Raw genomic sequence first — 15872 nt, forward strand, 5'->3', positions numbered from 1 at the left:
CGTCTCGACGTGCTCGTCGAGCAGTCTCGAAAGGCCAGTCTGCTCTACCGGTTCAGGTTAAGCCGACACGTCGATGTCACGCGGCGTCGGCCGGTGCCAGCTTTTCGCACAGCAGTCCGGCCAAACCGCGAATGGTGCCGATGGTGGTGAGCTCGGCAGGATTGATGCGGATTCCGGTTTCGCTCTCGATGCGGGCACGTAGCTCGAGGGCACCCAGCGAGTCCAGACCATACTCGGTGAGTGGCCGGTCCGGGTCGATGCTACGACGCAGGATCAAGCTGACCTGGTCGGAGATCAATCGCCGCAGTCGGGTGGGCCACTCGTCGGGGGGCAGCTCGTTGAGCTCGGCAAGCAATTTGCTTGCGCCCGCGGTGTTTTGCCCCGTGGAGCGGAACGCTTCAGCGAAGGGGCTGCTCTGAGCGAGGGCGGTCAACCACGGTGTGCCCGCGATGGGCGCGTAGCCGATGTAGGCCCGGTCGTGGCGCAGCAGCGCTTCGAACGCGTAAGCGCCCTCGTCGGGATCGAGAGCGATGTCGGCGCTCTCCGCCAGGGCGGTGGCGCGCCCGATCTGGGCCCACGCGCCCCAGGCGATCGCGGTCGCCGGCAGGCCCTGAGCTCGGCGCCACAGGGTGAAGGCGTCCAGCCAGCTGTTGGCCGCGGCGTAGGCACCTTGCCCGGGCGAGCCCACCAGCGCGGCTGCCGAGGAGAACACGCAGAACCAGTCCAACGGCTGCTCGACATTGGCGCCTTGGAGGGCCTCGTGCAGGTTCCACGCACCGTAAACCTTTGCTGCCCAGTCATGCTCAAGCAGCTCATCGGTGATATTGGCCAGCGTGGCATCCTCGATCACGGCTGCGGCATGCAGCACACCGCGTAACTGCGCCCCGGTGGCCGTCGCTGTGGCCACCAACCGCTGTGCCATGTCGGGATGGGTGATATCGCCGCACTCCACCACGACGTCGGTACCGGCCGCGCGGATACGCTCGATGGCCTGCAGCGCCTCAGGGGTTGGCTGCGAGCGCGAGGACAGCACGATACGCCCGCAGCCGCCAGCTGCCATCTTCTCCGCCAGGAATAGCCCCAGGCCCCCCAGCCCGCCGGTGATGATGTAGGCACCGTCGCCGCTAAAGACCTGGACCTGTCCCGGTGGCACCACCACGCGAGAATGCCCAGTGTGCGGAACATCGAGTACCAGTTTGCCGGTGTGCTCGGCGTTGCTCATCACCCGAATGGCAGTGGCCGCCTCGGTCAGCGGGTAGTGCGTGCTCTCCGGCATCGGCAACGAGCCGTCCGCCGTGAGCTGGTACACCGTTTTCAACAAGTCGCGCAGCCGGTCCGGGTGGGTGACGGTCATCAAAGCGAGGTCGACGCCGTAGAACGCCAGATTGCGCCGGAAGGGGAACAGCCCCAACCGGGTGTCGCCGTAGATATCGCGTTTGCCGATCTCGATGAATCGCCCACCGTAAGACAGCAGTTCCAATCCCGCGCGTTGGGCGGCGCCGGTGACCGAGTTGAGCACGATATCCACGCCGTACCCCTCGGTGTCACGGCGTATTCCGTCGGCGAACTCCAGGCTGCGCGAGTCGTAAACGTGCTCAATACCCATGTCGCGCAACAATTGTCGGCGCTGCTCGCTACCTGCGGTGGCAAAAATCTGCGCTCCCACGGCGCGAGCGATTGCGATCGCCGCCTGACCCACGCCGCCGGTCGCGGAATGGATCAACACCTTGTCGCCGGCGTTGATGCGAGCCAGCTCGTGCAGGCCGTACCAGGCCGTGGCATGCGCGGTGGTCACCGCCGCCGCCTGCTGGTCGGTAAGCCCGGCGGGCAGCGTGACGGCCAAGCGCGCATCGCAGGTGATGAACGTGCCCCAACAGCCGTCGGCGCACAGACCGCCGACATGATCGCCCACCTTGTGGTCGGTCACGTCTGGCCCAACTGCAGTCACCACTCCAGCGAAGTCGGTACCCAGCTGCGGCAGCATCCCCTCAATGGCGGGGTAGCGACCGAACGCCAGTAGCACGTCGGCGAAGTTGATGCTGGACGCGCTGACAGCGACCTCGATCTCTCCCGGGCCCGGCGGAACCCGGTCGCACGCAACAAGTTCCATCGACTCCAGATCACCAGGAGTGCGAATCTGCAGGCGCATCCGGTCCCGCTCATGGTTCGCCACGGTGGTTTTGCGGTCTTCCGGGCCAAGCGGAGCGGTGTACAACCGTGCCGCGTACCACGCGCCGTTTCGCCAGGCGGTCTCATCCTCGTCGGAGTCGCCGAGCAGTTGCTGTGCCAGTTGCTCGGTGTCGGTGGCTTCGTCCACATCGATCTGGGTGGCGCGCAAATGCGGATGCTCGGTGCCGATCACGCGCATCAAGCCGCGTAACCCGGCTTGCTCCAGGTTGGGTCGATCGCCCGCCAGCACCGTCTGGGCATTGCGCGTCACGACGTACAGGCGAGGCGCCTCACCGGGGATCTCCGGCAATTCACGGAGGATACGCACCAGGTGCCGCACATACTCGCGCCCCAGCAGCGGGGACTGATCATCGGCGTCCCCGTTTTTCGGTCCGGTGAGGATCACCACACCGGTGAATCCACCGGCACGCAGATGATTTCCGAGTTGCTCGGTGTTCGAGGCGTGGTCGGCGTGCGGTGGCCAGCACATCGTAGTGCAATGGGCGCCATGGTTTTTCAGCGCGTCGGTCAACGTGGCTGCCACCACATCGGCGGTAATGGTGCTGATCAGCAGCCAGGTTCCGGCGTCGTCATGTTCAACCTCGGGCAATTCGCGTTGCCGCCATTCGACGGTCAGCAGCCGCTCGCCCAACACCCGATCTTTGTGGGCGTTCCCGGTGGCTCTTGTACCCCATCGCACCCCCTCGAGGGCGAGCAGGACTGCACCGTGCTCGTCGAGCAGTTCGAAATTGGCCTCGACCCCGGAAGCATCGGCTTTTGCCACCCGTGTGTAGCAGTAGCGGGCGTTGCGGGCCGGGCCGTAGGCGCGCAGCCGTCGGGCACCCAGCGGCAACCCCAGCACTTCTTGCGCCAGTGCCTTGACCTCCGGATGAGCCTCGATGGACTGGAAACAGGTATCCAGCAGTGCCGGGTGTACGCCGTAAGCATCTTGTTGCGAACGGATTTGGCGGGGTAGCGCGATCTCCGCCAACACGGTCTCGGTTCCCTCGTCGCCGGTATGCACGGCGCCGAGAGCGGTGAACGCCGGACCGAACTGAACGCCACGCTCGCCTATGCGCGCGCGTACCGCGTCGCTATCCTCGCGGCCCGGATGGGCGGCGAGTAGCGCGGACATCTCGTGCGCAGGCGGCTGCTCATCCTCTGTGGCTTGTAGGACTGCGGTAGCGTGTCGCGATTGTCCGCCGCCTTGATTCGTCTCCACGGTGAAATCGAGGACGCCCGGCGATGGCGACGAGGCCGAAGCACCGATCGTGGTCTGCTCATCCAGCCGCAGCGCCAGTTCGAAGCGGATGTCGCGCACCTCAGACGCCTCGCCCAGCACCGCGCGAGCCGCGGCTAGGGCCATCTCACAGTAAGCCGCCCCCGGGAGCACCGCCACATCGCGGATCCGGTGATCACCCAGCCAGGGCTGTGCGGCGGTGCCGACCTCCCCTTGCCAGACATGGCGCTCCGGTTCTTCCTGCAAGCGCACATGCGGACCCAGCAGCGGATGCACCGAAACGATGGAACCACCATGTGTAGGGGATTCCTGCCGCTCGCGGCTCCACATCAGCTGACGGTGCGTCCAGGTCGGCAGCGGCGCGTCCACCAGCTGCCCATCCGGACACAGCACCGAAAAGTCCACCGCGGCACCCGCACTGTGCATATCTGCCACAAAACCGCGCAGCCCGTGCGGCAGTGCTTGTTCGCGGCGCATACCTGCCAGCGCAGCCAGCGGGATGTCCAGGCCGCGGGCCGTCTGCTCCAGAGCGCGGGTGAGAAGCGGATGCGGTGCTATCTCGGCGAAGACCCGGTAACCGTCCTCCAAAGCGGCCTGCACTGCCGCGGCGAATCGCACCATGCGGCGCATGTTGTCCGCCCAATAGCGGGCATCACACACCGGCTGCTCGCGAGGGTCGAAAAGGGTCGCCGAGTAGAAGGGAACTTCCGGCGTCCTGGGGTCCAGGTCCGCGAGTACGCCGATCAGCTCGCTGAGGATCGGATCGACTTGCGGCGAATGGAAGGCGACGTCGGTGGGGACCTCGCGGGCCATCACATCACGTTGTTCCCAGGCCGCCACCAGCTCGCGAACCTTCTGGGCGGCACCTGCAATCACCGTGGACTGCGGCGAGGCCACTATCGCCACCACGACGTCGTCGATGCCTTGGGCCATCAGTTCTGAAAGCACTTGCTGGGCAGGCAATTCCACCGACGCCGTGGCGCCGCTACCGGCGACGCGCGACATGAGTTGCGATCGGCGGCAGATCACCCTCAGCCCGTCTTCCAGCGTCAGCGCGCCTGCGACGACAGCTGCCGCGGCCTCACCGAGCGAATGTCCGATGACCGCGCCTGGGCGCACCCCGTGGGCCTTGAGAGTGGCGGCCAGCGCGACCTGCATGGTGAACAGCGTCGGCTGGATCCGGTCTTGACCGGTCACCACCTCGGGCGCCGTGATCGCTTCGGTGACCGAGAACCCGGACTCGCGGGCGATGAGTGGCTCAGCCGCCGCGACGGTGGCGGCAAACACCGGTTCGGTTGCCAGCAGCTGAGCACCCATTGCCGGCCACTGCGAACCCTGCCCCGAGAAGACCCACACCGGTCCGCGGTCATCCTGCCCGACCGCGGCCTGGTACGGGTTATCGCCGTCAGCGACCTCCCGCAAAGCCTCGGTGAGCTCTGGCAGGGTGCTCGCAATGATGCCAGCGCGCACCGGACGATGCGCGCGCCGACGCGCCAGCGTGTAGGCCAGGTCCGGCAATGCGATGTCCTCATGTGCTTGCACCCAGTCAGCCAGCCGGCCTGCGGTGCGACGCAGCTCATCGGCCGATGTGGACGACAACGGAAACAGGAGCGCTGCATTCTTTGCCGCTTCGGGTGAGATGCCCTCCCGCGCAGCGGCTTCGGAGATCTCGGGAGCTTGCTCCAGGATGGCGTGGGCGTTGGTTCCCGAGAATCCATATGCCGACACCGCCGCCCGCCGGGGCGCGTGACCGTTTGCAGGCCACGGTGTAGTTTCCTGCGGCACAAAGAGGTTGGTTTCGATTTGGGTGAGCTCATCGGGCAGACGGGTGAAGTGCAGGTTCTGCGGAATGACACCGTGCTGCAGGGCCAGGACGGCCTTCATCAAGCCCAAAGTTCCCGCGGTTGACTGGTTATGTCCAAAATTGGTCTTTGCGGCCCCAAGCGCGCAGGGACCGTCGATGCCGTAAACCTCTGCCAGGCTGGCGAATTCGATGGGGTCGCCGGTAGGGGTACCGGTGCCGTGCGTCTCCACCATCCCCACAGTGCCCGCGTCTACGCTCGCCGCAGCCAATGCGGCCCGGTAGGCAGCGACCTGTGCGGACTGCGACGGTGTTGTGATGGTCACTGTGCGGCCATCGTTGTTCAACGCGGTACCGCGCACCACAGCCAAGATCCGGTCACCGTCGCGCAGCGCATCGGGTAGTCGTTTGAGCAGCACCACGGCACAGCCCTCGCCGGCCACGAACCCGTCCGCTGTGACATCGAAGGCATTACAGCGGCCGGTCGGAGACAGCATGCCGCCAGCCGATCCCGCGGAGAACTTCCGCGGATCAAGCGCCACCGCCGAACCGCCCGCCAGGGCAAGATCAGATTCGCCGTCGTGTAGACTGCGACAGGCCATATGCACAGTCACCAGGCCGGCCGAGCATGCAGTATCTACCGTCAATGCGGGACCATGCAGTCCCAGGGCGTAGGAGATCCGCCCCGAGGCCATGCAGTAACCGTTGCCCAGGAACCCGTATGGTCCCTCTAAGGCGTGGGCATCCGCGGCGAGCAGTTGATAATCGTTATGCCCCAAAGCCATGTACACACCGGTTCGCGAGCCGGCCAGCTTTGACGGGTTCACCCCTGCGTGCTCCAGCGCCTCCCAAGAAGTTTCAAGCAACAACCGGTGCTGCGGATCGATCGCGGTGGCCTCCGACTCACTGATGCCGAAGAAATCGGCGTCGAAGCCGGCTACGTCATCGATAAACGCGCCCCACTTTGTCACCGACCTACCTGGCACACCGGGCTCGGGATCGTAGTAGTCGTCGGCTTCCCAGCGTTCGGGCGGAACCTCGGTGACTAGGTCGTCGCCGCGCAGGAGTGCCTCCCACAGGAGCTCAGGGGAGTCGATACCTCCCGGAAGTCGACACGCCATGCCGATGACAGCAATCGGAGTGACCGTCGTGGTGCCCATAGTGGGCGAAGAATTCGCTGAAGATGAGTGCTCCACACCATCATCGATCGCCCCGAATGAAACCATCCCGCCTCCTCACAGGAACCACTGCGCACCCTGGTGCGCTACTTGACTCAGGGCGTGGCGCTCGTCGACTACCCGGGTGCCTACGTCCTATTCGTTTGATGCCTTGCCCATGTCAGGGCTTTCGTGCAGGTCAGCGGCCTAAGTGGCAGGGGTGACGATATTATGCACCCGTGAAACACGTAGGCCATAGGTGGAACCGTAACCCAATCGTGATGCCCAAATAGGCGGCTTCACTTATCTTCTGTTTCCGAGGTGCGGCGGCGGCGGCCACAGTAACCTGATGCGGATGATTGAGACGTCCATTCCGGCAATGTTGCGCGAGCGTGCCAGCCTGCAGCCCAATGACACAGCGTTCACGTTTGTCGATTACGACCAGGACTGGGAGGGCGTCGCGGAAACCGTGACGTGGTCGCAGGCGTATCGCCGAACGTTAAGTGTGGCGCAAGAGGTCCGGCGCTATTCCTCGACCGGTGATCGAGCTCTGATATTGGCGCCGCAGGGCCAGGACTACATCGCTGCATTCCTCGGAGCATTGCAGGCCGGGCTTATCGCGGTTCCGCTTTCGGTCCCAACGGGTGGCGTCCATGATGAGCGCGTCAGCTCGGTGTTTGACGATACGTTGCCGTCTGTCATTCTCACGACGTCAGCGGTCGTCGATAGCGTCATCGAGTACGCACAGCCGCGGGCAGACGGCTCCACCGCAACAGTCGTAGCGGTCGATTCGCTCGGCCTTGACTCCTCAAGGAATTCCAGCGCTACGGACGATAACCGCCCGGGCACGGCATATCTGCAATACACGTCCGGGTCAACTCGTCGGCCCACCGGGGTCGCGATTTCCTACCGTAACCTGCTGTCCAACTACGAACAGCTGATGTCCGACTATTTTGCGGACTACGGAAATATTGCCCCGCCAGACACCACTATTGTGTCGTGGCTGCCCTTCTATCACGACATGGGCCTATTTCTGGGTATCTGCGGACCGATACTGGGCGGATATCGCGGTGTGCTTACCAGTCCGGTCTCATTCTTGCAGCGGCCAGCCCGCTGGATGCATCTGATGGCTAGCAATACTCGTGCATATTCGGCTGGACCTAACTTCGCCTTCGAATTAACGGCCCGCCGAACATCGGACGAGGACATGGCCGGGCATGATCTTTCAGACATCATGAGCATCGTCCCGGGTAGCGAACGGATTCAACCGGCGACGCTGAGGCGCTTCACAGAGCGATTCGCCAAGTTCAATTTCCGCGACACGGTGTTGCGGCCGTCATATGGGCTCGCTGAAGCCACCGTCTACGTGGTGACCCGCGCGCCGGGTCAACCGCCGGAAACCGTGCACTTCGAATCCGACAAACTGTCTGCCGGTCAGGCGAAGCGGTGCGAAAGCGGGGGGACCGCGCTGCTCAGTTACGGAGTGCCGAAATCCCCGATGGTGCGCATCGTCGATCCCGAGACCAGGACGGAGTGTCCGGAGGGTACGACCGGCGAGATCTGGGTGCACGGCGACAATGTCGCGATGGGGTATTGGCGGAAGCCTCAAGAGACCGAGGAAACGTTTTGTGCGAAGCTTGTCGATCCTTCTGTGGGCACGCCCGAGGGGCCGTGGCTGCGAACCGGGGATTTGGGTTTCCTGTCCGAGGGTGAGTTGTTCATCCTGGGCCGCATCAAGGATCTTTTGATTGTTTATGGGCGTAACCATTCGCCCGACGACATTGAGGCGACCATTCAGGAGATCACCCGGGGTCGGTGCGTGGCGATAGCGGTTCCGGATAAAAGGACCGAGAAGCTGGTCGCGATCATCGAAATGAAGAAGCGTGATGACTCTGACGAGGAAGCGAGGGACAAGCTTGCCGGGATCAAGCGGGAGGTCACCTCGGCGGTGTCCAACGCGCACGGGCTTAGCGTCGCGGATCTTGTTGTGGTAGCGCCTGGTTCGATTCCGATTACGACAAGCGGCAAGGTCAGGCGATCGGCGTGTGTCGAGCAGTACCGGCAGGGTCAGTTCGCCCGCCTGGACGCCTAGGTAACGCCGCACGTGATTGAGCCTTCCATTCCGGATGTTCTGCGCGAGCGCGCCAGCCTGCAGCCCAATGACACGGCATTCACGTTCGTTGACTACGAACAGGATTGGGCCGGCGTTACTGAAAGCCTGACCTGGTCACAGTTGTATGGGCGCGTGCAGAATGTTGCGTACGAGCTGAGCCTGTGCGGAGCGACCGGTGACCGGGCCGTGATTTCGGCGCCGCAGGGACTCGACTACATCGCGGCTTTTCTAGGAGCATTGCACGCCGGGCTTATCGCAGTTCCGCTGTCGGCGCCGATGGGCGGCACCCACGATGAGCGGGTTGCCTCCGTCCTGCATGACACATCGCCCTCGGTCATCCTCACGACTTCCGAGCTGGTTGGCGAGGTAGCGAAGCACGCCGAGTCGCCGAACGGTGCTCCCGCTCCAACGGTTATCGAGGTTGATTCACTAGGGCTGGACGACTCCAAACGAGTGGCCGGCGGCGACGGTGGCCGGCCCGATACTGCCTACTTGCAATACACATCCGGATCGACCCGTCGGCCCACCGGGGTCATGATTTCGTACAGCAACGTTCTGGCCAATTTCCAGCAGTGGATGCACGACTATTTTGCCGGCCAAGCAGACATGACTGTTGTGTCGTGGTTGCCGTTTTACCACGACATGGGTTTGATGCTAGGTATTTGCAAACCTGTTCTAGCCGGACTCCACACCGTGCTGATGAGTCCGGTGTCGTTCCTGCAGCGACCTGCTCGTTGGGTGCAATTGTTGGCGCGCAGTCGGCGCGCCGTCACGGTGGGACCGAACTTTTCTTTCGAATTGGCGGCACGCAAAACCACCGACGAAGACATGGCCGGGCTCGATCTCGGGGACGTGCTGGGTATCGGCAGTGGTAGCGAACGGATCCAGCCGGCCACGTTGAGGCGCTTTGCGCAGCGGTTCGCCAAGTTCAATCTGCGCGACACGGTGTTGCGGCCCTCATATGGGCTCGCCGAAGCCACGGTCTATGTGGCGACCCGCGCACTCGGGCAGCCACCACAAGTCGTCCATTTCGAATCCGAGAAGTTGTCTGCCGGTCAGGCGAAGCGGTGCGACAGCGGGGGGACTGCGCTGGTCAGTTACGGGGCGCCGAAATCACCGACGGTGCGGATCGTCGACCCCGAGACCAGGACCGAGTGTCCGGAGGGGACGACCGGCGAAATTTGGGTGCACGGCGACAATGTGGCCATGGGGTATTGGCGGAAACCTGAAGAGACCGAGGAAACGTTCCGTGCGAAACTTGTCGCCCCGTCGGCGGGCACACCCGAAGGGCCGTGGCTGCGAACCGGAGATTTGGGTTTCCTGTCGGATGGTGAGTTGTTCATCCTGGGCCGCATCAAGGATCTTTTGATCGTGTATGGGCGTAACCACTCTCCCGACGACATCGAGGCGACGATCCAGGAGATCACCCGGAGCCGGTGCGTGGCGATAGCGGTTCCGGACAAGAGGACCGAGAAGCTCGTGGCGATCATCGAGATGAAGAAGCGTGGTGACTCCGACCAGGAGGCGATGGACAAGCTTGCCGGGATCAAGCGGGAAGTCACCTCGGCGGTATCCAACGCGCACGGCCTCAGCGTCGCGGATCTTGTTGTCGTGGCACCTGGTTCAATTCCCATCACCACAAGCGGCAAGGTCAGGCGATCAGTGTGTGTCGAGCAGTACCGGCAGGGTCAATTCGCGCGCTTGGACGCCTAGGCATTACCCCGAGCGAGCCGACATGCCTCAAGCGGTAGCGCAGGCGTTAGTGCTGGAAGCGCCGCGCCGCCTGGTGGCCCGGGAGCTGCCGCTGCCAACCCTGGGTGACGACGATGCGCTCGTGCGGGTGGTGGCCTGCGGGCTCTGCGGTACCGACCACGAGGAGTACACCGGCGAGCTGGCGGGCGGGTTTGCCTTCGTTCCCGGTCATGAGACGGTCGGCGTCATCGAGGCCATCGGCCCCCGCGCAGCGCAGCGTTGGGGAGTGGCCGCAGGGGACCGGGTGGCCGTCGAGGTGTTCCAGTCCTGCCGGGCCTGCCCGGCGTGTCGGGCAGGGGAGTACCGGCGCTGCGAGCGGCACGGCTTGTCCGACATGTACGGGTTCATCCCCGTCGACCGCGAGCCAGGGCTGTGGGGCGGCTACGCCGAATACCAATACCTAGCACCGGACTCGATGGTGTTACCGGTGCCCGACGACCTGGACCCGATTGTGGCGACGTTGTTCAATCCGCTCGGCGCCGGAATCCGCTGGGCCACAACCGTGCCCGCTACCCGCCCCGGCGACGTCGTCGCCGTGCTTGGGCCGGGCATCCGCGGGCTGTGCGCGGCAGCCGCGGCCAAAGAGGCCGGCGCCGGGTTCGTGATGGTGACCGGTCTGGGCGCGCGGGACGCCGAGCGCCTGGCGCTGGCGCCCAAGTTCGGCGCCGACCTCGCCGTCGACGTCAGCGTCGACGATCCCGTTGCCGAATTGACCAGGGCGACGGGCGGATTGGCCGACGTCGTCGTGGACGTCACGGCCCGGGCACCCGCGGCGTTCGCACAGGCGATCGCGCTCGCCCGGCCCGCCGGGACCGTCGTGGTCGCCGGCACCCGCGGTTTTGGTACCAGCGCTCCGGGTTTCTGGCCCGACATGATCGTGCTGAAAGAGCTGCGCATCCTCGGCGCACTCGGCGTCGACGTCGTGGCGTACCGGGCGGCACTGGATCTGCTGGCGTCCGGTCGGTATCCGTTCGCCAGCCTGCCTCGCCGCTGCGTGGGCCTCGACGAGGCCGAAGACCTGCTCGCCACGATGGCCGGCGAGCGCGACGATGTCCCACCAGTTCACGGAGTGCTCACACCATGAGAGAAGCTCGTGTCCCGCTGTTGCCGGTCGACGAGGCCAAGGCCGCCGCCGACGAGGCCGGCGTGCCCAATTACATGGCCGAGCTGGCCATCTTCCAGGTGCTGCTGAACCATCCCAGCCTGGCCCGCGCGCTGAACGACCTGCTGGCCACCATGCTGTGGCACGGCACTCTCGACTCGCGGCTACGCGAGCTGGTGATCATGCGGATCGGCTGGCTCACCGCCTCGGACTACGAGTGGACCCAGCACTGGCGGGTCGCGCAGGGACTCGGGGTGAGCGCCGATGATCTTCTCGCGGTGCGTGATTGGCAGGCTCACGAGGCATTCGGTCCGGCGGAGCGGGCGGTGCTGGCGGCCACCGACGACGTCGTGCGCGAGGGCGTGGTGAGCGCCGAAAGCTGGACGGCCTGCGAGCGCGCCTTGGGCGCAGACCGCGCAGTGCTCATCGAACTCGTGTCAGCGATCGGCGCGTGGCGCATGATCGCATCGATCCTGCGCAGCCTGCAGGTCCCGCTGGAGGACGACGTGGCCAGCTGGCCCCCCGACGGCCGGCCCCCGGATCACACAATCCGATAGGTCTGCACGGCGTGGGCCACCACGTTGCCCTCGGCGTCGGTGGCGGTGATGTCGGTGAACGTGAGCTCCTTGCGCCGCCGCGTGGTACGGGAATGGCACAGCAGATCGCATTTCTTTGCGGCGCCGGTGTATTGGATGCTCATGGCAACAGTGGACGCCCGCATGCCCTTGTCGAAGTCGTGGTTCGACCAGGCCGCGGCGGCGCCCGCGGTATCCATCACCGATGCGATGACCCCGCCGTGAAAGTAGGTGCCGTCATTGGTGAGGTCGTCCCGAAACGGCAGCCGGATGATGACGTCGTCGGGTTCGTAGCGTTCGAACACGATGCCCAGCGCCGCAAGGAACGGCGTCGTCGGCATCGTGTCGCGCACTGCCTGTCGGCGCTTGTGCTGCTGCTCCTCGGTCAACGGCTCGGGCATATTCGGCACCCTACCGTACGCGATTGACACGTCAATCAGTAACTCGTAGCGTCGTCGGAATGCGAACCAAGGTCGCCGAGATGCTCGGCGTCGAGTTCCCGATATGCGCATTCAGTCACTGCCGAGACGTCGTGGCCGCCGTGTCGAATGCCGGCGGTTTCGGCGTCCTCGGCGCCGTCGCACACAGCCCGCAGCGGCTGGAAGCCGAGCTGCGCTGGATCGAGGAGCAGACCGGCGGCAAGCCGTACGGTGTCGACCTGTTGCTGCCGCCCAAATACGTGGGCGCCGAGCAGGGTGGCATCGACTCGAAGCAGGCGCGCGAGTTACTGCCCGAGCAGCATCGGGCGTTCGTCGACGACCTGTTGGCTCGGTATGGCATCGCGCCGCCCGCCGACGAGCAGCGTCTGCCGCCCGGGCTCAACATCTCACCGAAAGGCTACGAGCCACTGCTCGATGTCGCTTTCGCCCACCGCATCCGGCTGATCGCCAGTGCGCTCGGACCGCCTCCCGCAGACCTGGTCCGACGCGCCCACGACAACGACGTGGTGGTGGCCGCGCTGGCCGGAACCACACAGCACGCGCGCCGGCATGCCGCCGCCGGCGTCGACCTGATCGTCGCGCAGGGCACCGAGGCCGGCGGGCACACCGGGGAGGTGGCGACGATGGTGCTGGTTCCGGAAGTGGTAGACGCGGTGTCGCCGACGCCGGTTCTCGCCGCGGGCGGGATCGCCCGCGGCCGCCAGATCGCCGCCTCTCTGGCCCTGGGTGCGGAAGGGGTGTGGTGCGGGTCGGTGTGGCTGACCACCGAGGAAGCCGAGACCCCGCCGGTGGTAAGGGACAAGTTCCTGGCTGCCACGTCCTCGGACACGGTGCGATCGCGGTCGTTGACCGGCAAGCCCGCGCGCATGCTGCGTACCGCCTGGACCGACGAATGGGACCGGCCCGACAGCCCCGACCCACTGGGCATGCCGCTGCAGAGCGCGCTGATCGGCGACCCGCAGGCGCGGATCAATCAGGCCGCCGCACACCCGGACGCCAAGGCCCGCGATCTGGCCACCTACTTCGTCGGGCAGGTCGTCGGCTCGCTGGACAAGGTGCAGCCGGCGCGATCGGTCGTGCTGGACATGGTCTCCGAATTCATCGATGTGGTAGGGCGTCTCGACGAGCTGGTCGAGCGGTGACGAGCGGTACCCGTGTCCGCAAGCGCCGCGCGGTCAGTGAGCAGGACAAGTCGCGGCGGCGTGAGGAGATCCTGGCTGCGGCCAAAAAGGTCTTCGCCCGCAAGGGTTTTCACGCCACAACGATCGCCGATATCGCCAAAGAGTCGGGCCTGGCCTACGGGTCGGTCTACTGGTATTTCGACTCCAAGGACGACTTGTTCCACGCGTTGATGGCCGCCGAGGAGCAGGCCCTGCGCGCCCACATCACGGCCGCGCTCGCCGCAGCCGGCCTGCAACTGAACAGCGCGGAGATGCCGTTTCGGACCGCCGTGCAGGCGACGTTCGAGTTCTTCGAAGCCGACAAAGAAACCGTCAGGCTGCTGTTCCGCGACGCCTACGCGTGGGGCGACCGGTTCGAGAAGCATCTCGGCGGCATCTACGAGCGGTTCATCGACGACATCGAAATCCTCATCGTCACCGCACAGCAGCGCGGGGCGGTCGTCGCGGCGCCGCCGCGGATGGTGGCCTACACGCTGGCGGCGTTGATCGGTCAGCTGGCGCACCGACGGCTGTCCACCGACGACGGCGTCAGCGCGGCCGACGTCGCCGATTTCGTTGTCTCGTTGGTCCTCGACGGCCTGCGACCCCGAGATGGCTGACCTGAAATTCGTCATCGTCGGCGCCGGAATGGCGGGGATACTGAGCGCAATCAAGCTGCGTGAGGCCGGCTTCACCGACGTCACGGTGTATGAGAAGGCCGACCGGCTGGGCGGCACCTGGCGGGAGAACACTTACCCCGGCATCGCCTGCGATGTGCCGTCGCACTTGTACACCTACACCTTCGCCCCGAACCCGGAGTGGAGCCACGCATTCGCGCCCGGCCCGGAGATCCTCGCCTACTTCGAGACCGTCGCCGCGCGTTACGGCGTCGACGGACTGATCCGCTACGGCAACGAGGTGCGCCACCTGGAACATGACGGGAACCGTTGGCGCATCGAAACATCCAGCGGCGAGCGCGACGACGCCGACGTCGTCATCGCCGCCACCGGCGTGCTGCACCATCCCCGTTACCCGGACATCGACGGGCTCGACGACTTCGCCGGAACCGTGTTCCACAGCGCGCGCTGGAACCACGACGCGCAGCTGGCCGGCGCCCGGCTCGGCGTGATCGGCACCGGCTCGTCGGCGGTGCAGGTCACCGGCGCCGTGACCGACCTCGTCGGAGAGTTACGCCTTTTCCAACGGACTCCGCAGTGGATCCTGCCGGTGGACAATCCGCCGATCGCCGAGGCGGACCGGGCGCGCTACCGCGCCGACCCGGGGACGATGACCGCGCTGCGCGCCGAGCTGAACACCGGCTTCGTGCAGAGCTTCGCCAACGCGGTCGTCGACGCGGACTCGGCCGCGTTGAAGACGCTCCAAAAGCTGGCCTGCGCCAACCTCGAAGACAGCGTGACCGACCCGGAGCTGCGGGAGAAACTGCGGCCCGACTATCGCGCCGGCTGCAAACGGTTGATCATCTCGCCGAACTTCTACCGGGCCATCCAGCAGCCCAACGCCCACCTCGTCACGGAGCGCATCGCCCGGGTGGAGGCCGACGGGGTGCGCACCGCCGACGGCGTGTTGCACCGGCTTGACGTGCTCGTGCTGGCGACCGGTTTCCGGGTGGACCGCTTCCTGCGCCCGATCGACGTCGTGGGCCGCGGCGGCGTGCGCCTCGACGATCTGTGGGCCAAGCGGCCGTTCGCCTATCTGTCGGTGTCGGTGCCCGACTTTCCGAACCTGTTCCTGCTCAACGGGCCCAACGGGCCGGTCGGAAACTTTTCGCTGATCGACGTGGCCGAGGCACAGTTCGGTTACCTGATGCAGCTGATCGAGCTGCTGGCCGGCGGCGAGTGCCGGCAGGTCAGCGCCAGCCGACAGGCCACCGCGCGCTTCGAAGCCGACCGGGTGGAGGCGGCCAAAAACACCGTGTGGGTCACCGGCTGCCGAAGCTGGTACCTCGACGATCGCGGTGTCCCGATGGCCTGGCCGTGGAGTTTCACCCGCTTCCGAGAGGTCATGGCCCGTCCGGCCATGGCCGACTACGAACTGCTATAACTGCAGGTCAAGCCTCACAGTGAACATCCAGTGAATTACTAGGCACGGTGAATTGACCCGATCAAGTTCTTCATGCATCATCGGTTGGGTAAGCACCTCGTTAGGCGAGGCGTCTACACGTATATAGGCCACTGACCCCGAACGTCGAGAGACGCCCAGGGTCAGGACAGCTCCTCCCGGCTTAAGGGTTGAGCCCAAGTGGCTTCCGGAGTTTCCGGATACGGCGTGTAGTGCCGAAGCTCTGACGAGTGGGGTGCGGCTTCCCGATCTTCGGGTTCTGTACTCCTGCTTGCGTGAACGGT

9 protein-coding genes and 1 riboswitch are annotated in these 15872 nt (G+C 65.4%); of the genes, 7 read left to right on the forward strand and 2 right to left on the reverse strand.

The features are described from left to right. Nucleotides 1-76: 76 nt before the first annotated feature. Nucleotides 77-6370, reverse strand: coding sequence for a sulfolipid-1 biosynthesis phthioceranic/hydroxyphthioceranic acid synthase (gene pks2 / locus AWC06_RS22490; RefSeq protein WP_227371073.1), 6294 nt, complete (start codon nt 6368-6370; stop codon nt 77-79). Nucleotides 6371-6722: 352 nt separating this feature from the next. Between pks2 and AWC06_RS22495 the strand changes: the two genes are divergently transcribed. From AWC06_RS22495 to AWC06_RS22510, 4 genes are read left to right on the forward strand one after another with little or no spacing between them, the layout of a single operon-like run. Next, nucleotides 6723-8459, forward strand: coding sequence for an AMP-binding protein (locus AWC06_RS22495; RefSeq protein WP_085200290.1), 1737 nt, complete (start codon nt 6723-6725; stop codon nt 8457-8459). 12 nt (nt 8460-8471) lie between these two features. Further along, nucleotides 8472-10193 carry an AMP-binding protein gene (locus tag AWC06_RS22500; RefSeq protein ID WP_085200232.1) on the forward strand — a complete coding sequence of 574 codons (1722 nt, stop codon included), beginning with the start codon at nt 8472-8474 and terminating at the stop codon, nt 10191-10193. Between the two features lie 22 nt (nt 10194-10215). Then, nucleotides 10216-11316 carry a zinc-dependent alcohol dehydrogenase gene (locus AWC06_RS22505; RefSeq protein ID WP_085200233.1) on the forward strand — a complete coding sequence of 367 codons (1101 nt, stop codon included), beginning with the start codon at nt 10216-10218 and terminating at the stop codon, nt 11314-11316. Further along, the gene (locus AWC06_RS22510; RefSeq protein WP_085200234.1) at nt 11313-11891 is read left to right on the forward strand and encodes a carboxymuconolactone decarboxylase family protein; all 579 of its coding nucleotides are present in this window, start codon (nt 11313-11315) and stop codon (nt 11889-11891) included. Before AWC06_RS22505 ends, AWC06_RS22510 begins: the two co-directional genes overlap by 4 nt. Here AWC06_RS22510 and AWC06_RS22515 read toward each other — a convergent pair. After that, nucleotides 11876-12310, reverse strand: coding sequence for a PaaI family thioesterase (locus tag AWC06_RS22515; protein WP_085200235.1), 435 nt, complete (start codon nt 12308-12310; stop codon nt 11876-11878). The two genes, AWC06_RS22510 and AWC06_RS22515, sit on opposite strands and share 16 nt — an antisense overlap. A gap of 59 nt (nt 12311-12369) precedes the next feature. Here AWC06_RS22515 and AWC06_RS22520 point away from each other — a divergent pair, with 59 nt between their 5' ends. From AWC06_RS22520 to AWC06_RS22530, 3 genes are read left to right on the forward strand one after another with little or no spacing between them, the layout of a single operon-like run. Continuing rightward, nucleotides 12370-13491 carry an NAD(P)H-dependent flavin oxidoreductase gene (locus tag AWC06_RS22520; RefSeq protein WP_085200236.1) on the forward strand — a complete coding sequence of 374 codons (1122 nt, stop codon included), beginning with the start codon at nt 12370-12372 and terminating at the stop codon, nt 13489-13491. Further along, on the forward strand, nt 13488-14129 hold the full coding sequence (locus AWC06_RS22525; protein ID WP_085200237.1) for a TetR/AcrR family transcriptional regulator: 642 nt from the start codon (nt 13488-13490) through the stop codon (nt 14127-14129). Before AWC06_RS22520 ends, AWC06_RS22525 begins: the two co-directional genes overlap by 4 nt. Further along, nucleotides 14122-15570 carry a flavin-containing monooxygenase gene (locus AWC06_RS22530; protein WP_085200238.1) on the forward strand — a complete coding sequence of 483 codons (1449 nt, stop codon included), beginning with the start codon at nt 14122-14124 and terminating at the stop codon, nt 15568-15570. The genes AWC06_RS22525 and AWC06_RS22530 overlap by 8 nt, the downstream gene beginning before the upstream one ends. An 89-nt stretch (nt 15571-15659) precedes the next feature. Next, a riboswitch (M-box (ykoK) riboswitch) is annotated at nt 15660-15830 on the forward strand. Nucleotides 15831-15872: the final 42 nt, after the last annotated feature.

This window comes from Mycobacterium fragae (assembly GCF_002102185.1).
GTDB lineage: Bacteria > Actinomycetota > Actinomycetes > Mycobacteriales > Mycobacteriaceae > Mycobacterium > Mycobacterium fragae.

What these genes read in the sequence shown, in the direction of transcription:
- pks2 (WP_227371073.1), bottom strand. Translation starts at nt 6,370, where the DNA reads ATGGGCACCACGACGGTCACTCCGATTGCTGTCATCGGCATGGCGTGT.
- AWC06_RS22495 (WP_085200290.1), top strand. Translation starts at nt 6,723, where the DNA reads ATGATTGAGACGTCCATTCCGGCAATGTTGCGCGAGCGTGCCAGCCTG.
- AWC06_RS22505 (WP_085200233.1), top strand. Translation starts at nt 10,216, where the DNA reads ATGCCTCAAGCGGTAGCGCAGGCGTTAGTGCTGGAAGCGCCGCGCCGC.
- AWC06_RS22510 (WP_085200234.1), top strand. Translation starts at nt 11,313, where the DNA reads ATGAGAGAAGCTCGTGTCCCGCTGTTGCCGGTCGACGAGGCCAAGGCC.
- AWC06_RS22515 (WP_085200235.1), bottom strand. Translation starts at nt 12,310, where the DNA reads ATGCCCGAGCCGTTGACCGAGGAGCAGCAGCACAAGCGCCGACAGGCA.
- AWC06_RS22520 (WP_085200236.1), top strand. Translation starts at nt 12,370, where the DNA reads ATGCGAACCAAGGTCGCCGAGATGCTCGGCGTCGAGTTCCCGATATGC.
- AWC06_RS22530 (WP_085200238.1), top strand. Translation starts at nt 14,122, where the DNA reads ATGGCTGACCTGAAATTCGTCATCGTCGGCGCCGGAATGGCGGGGATA.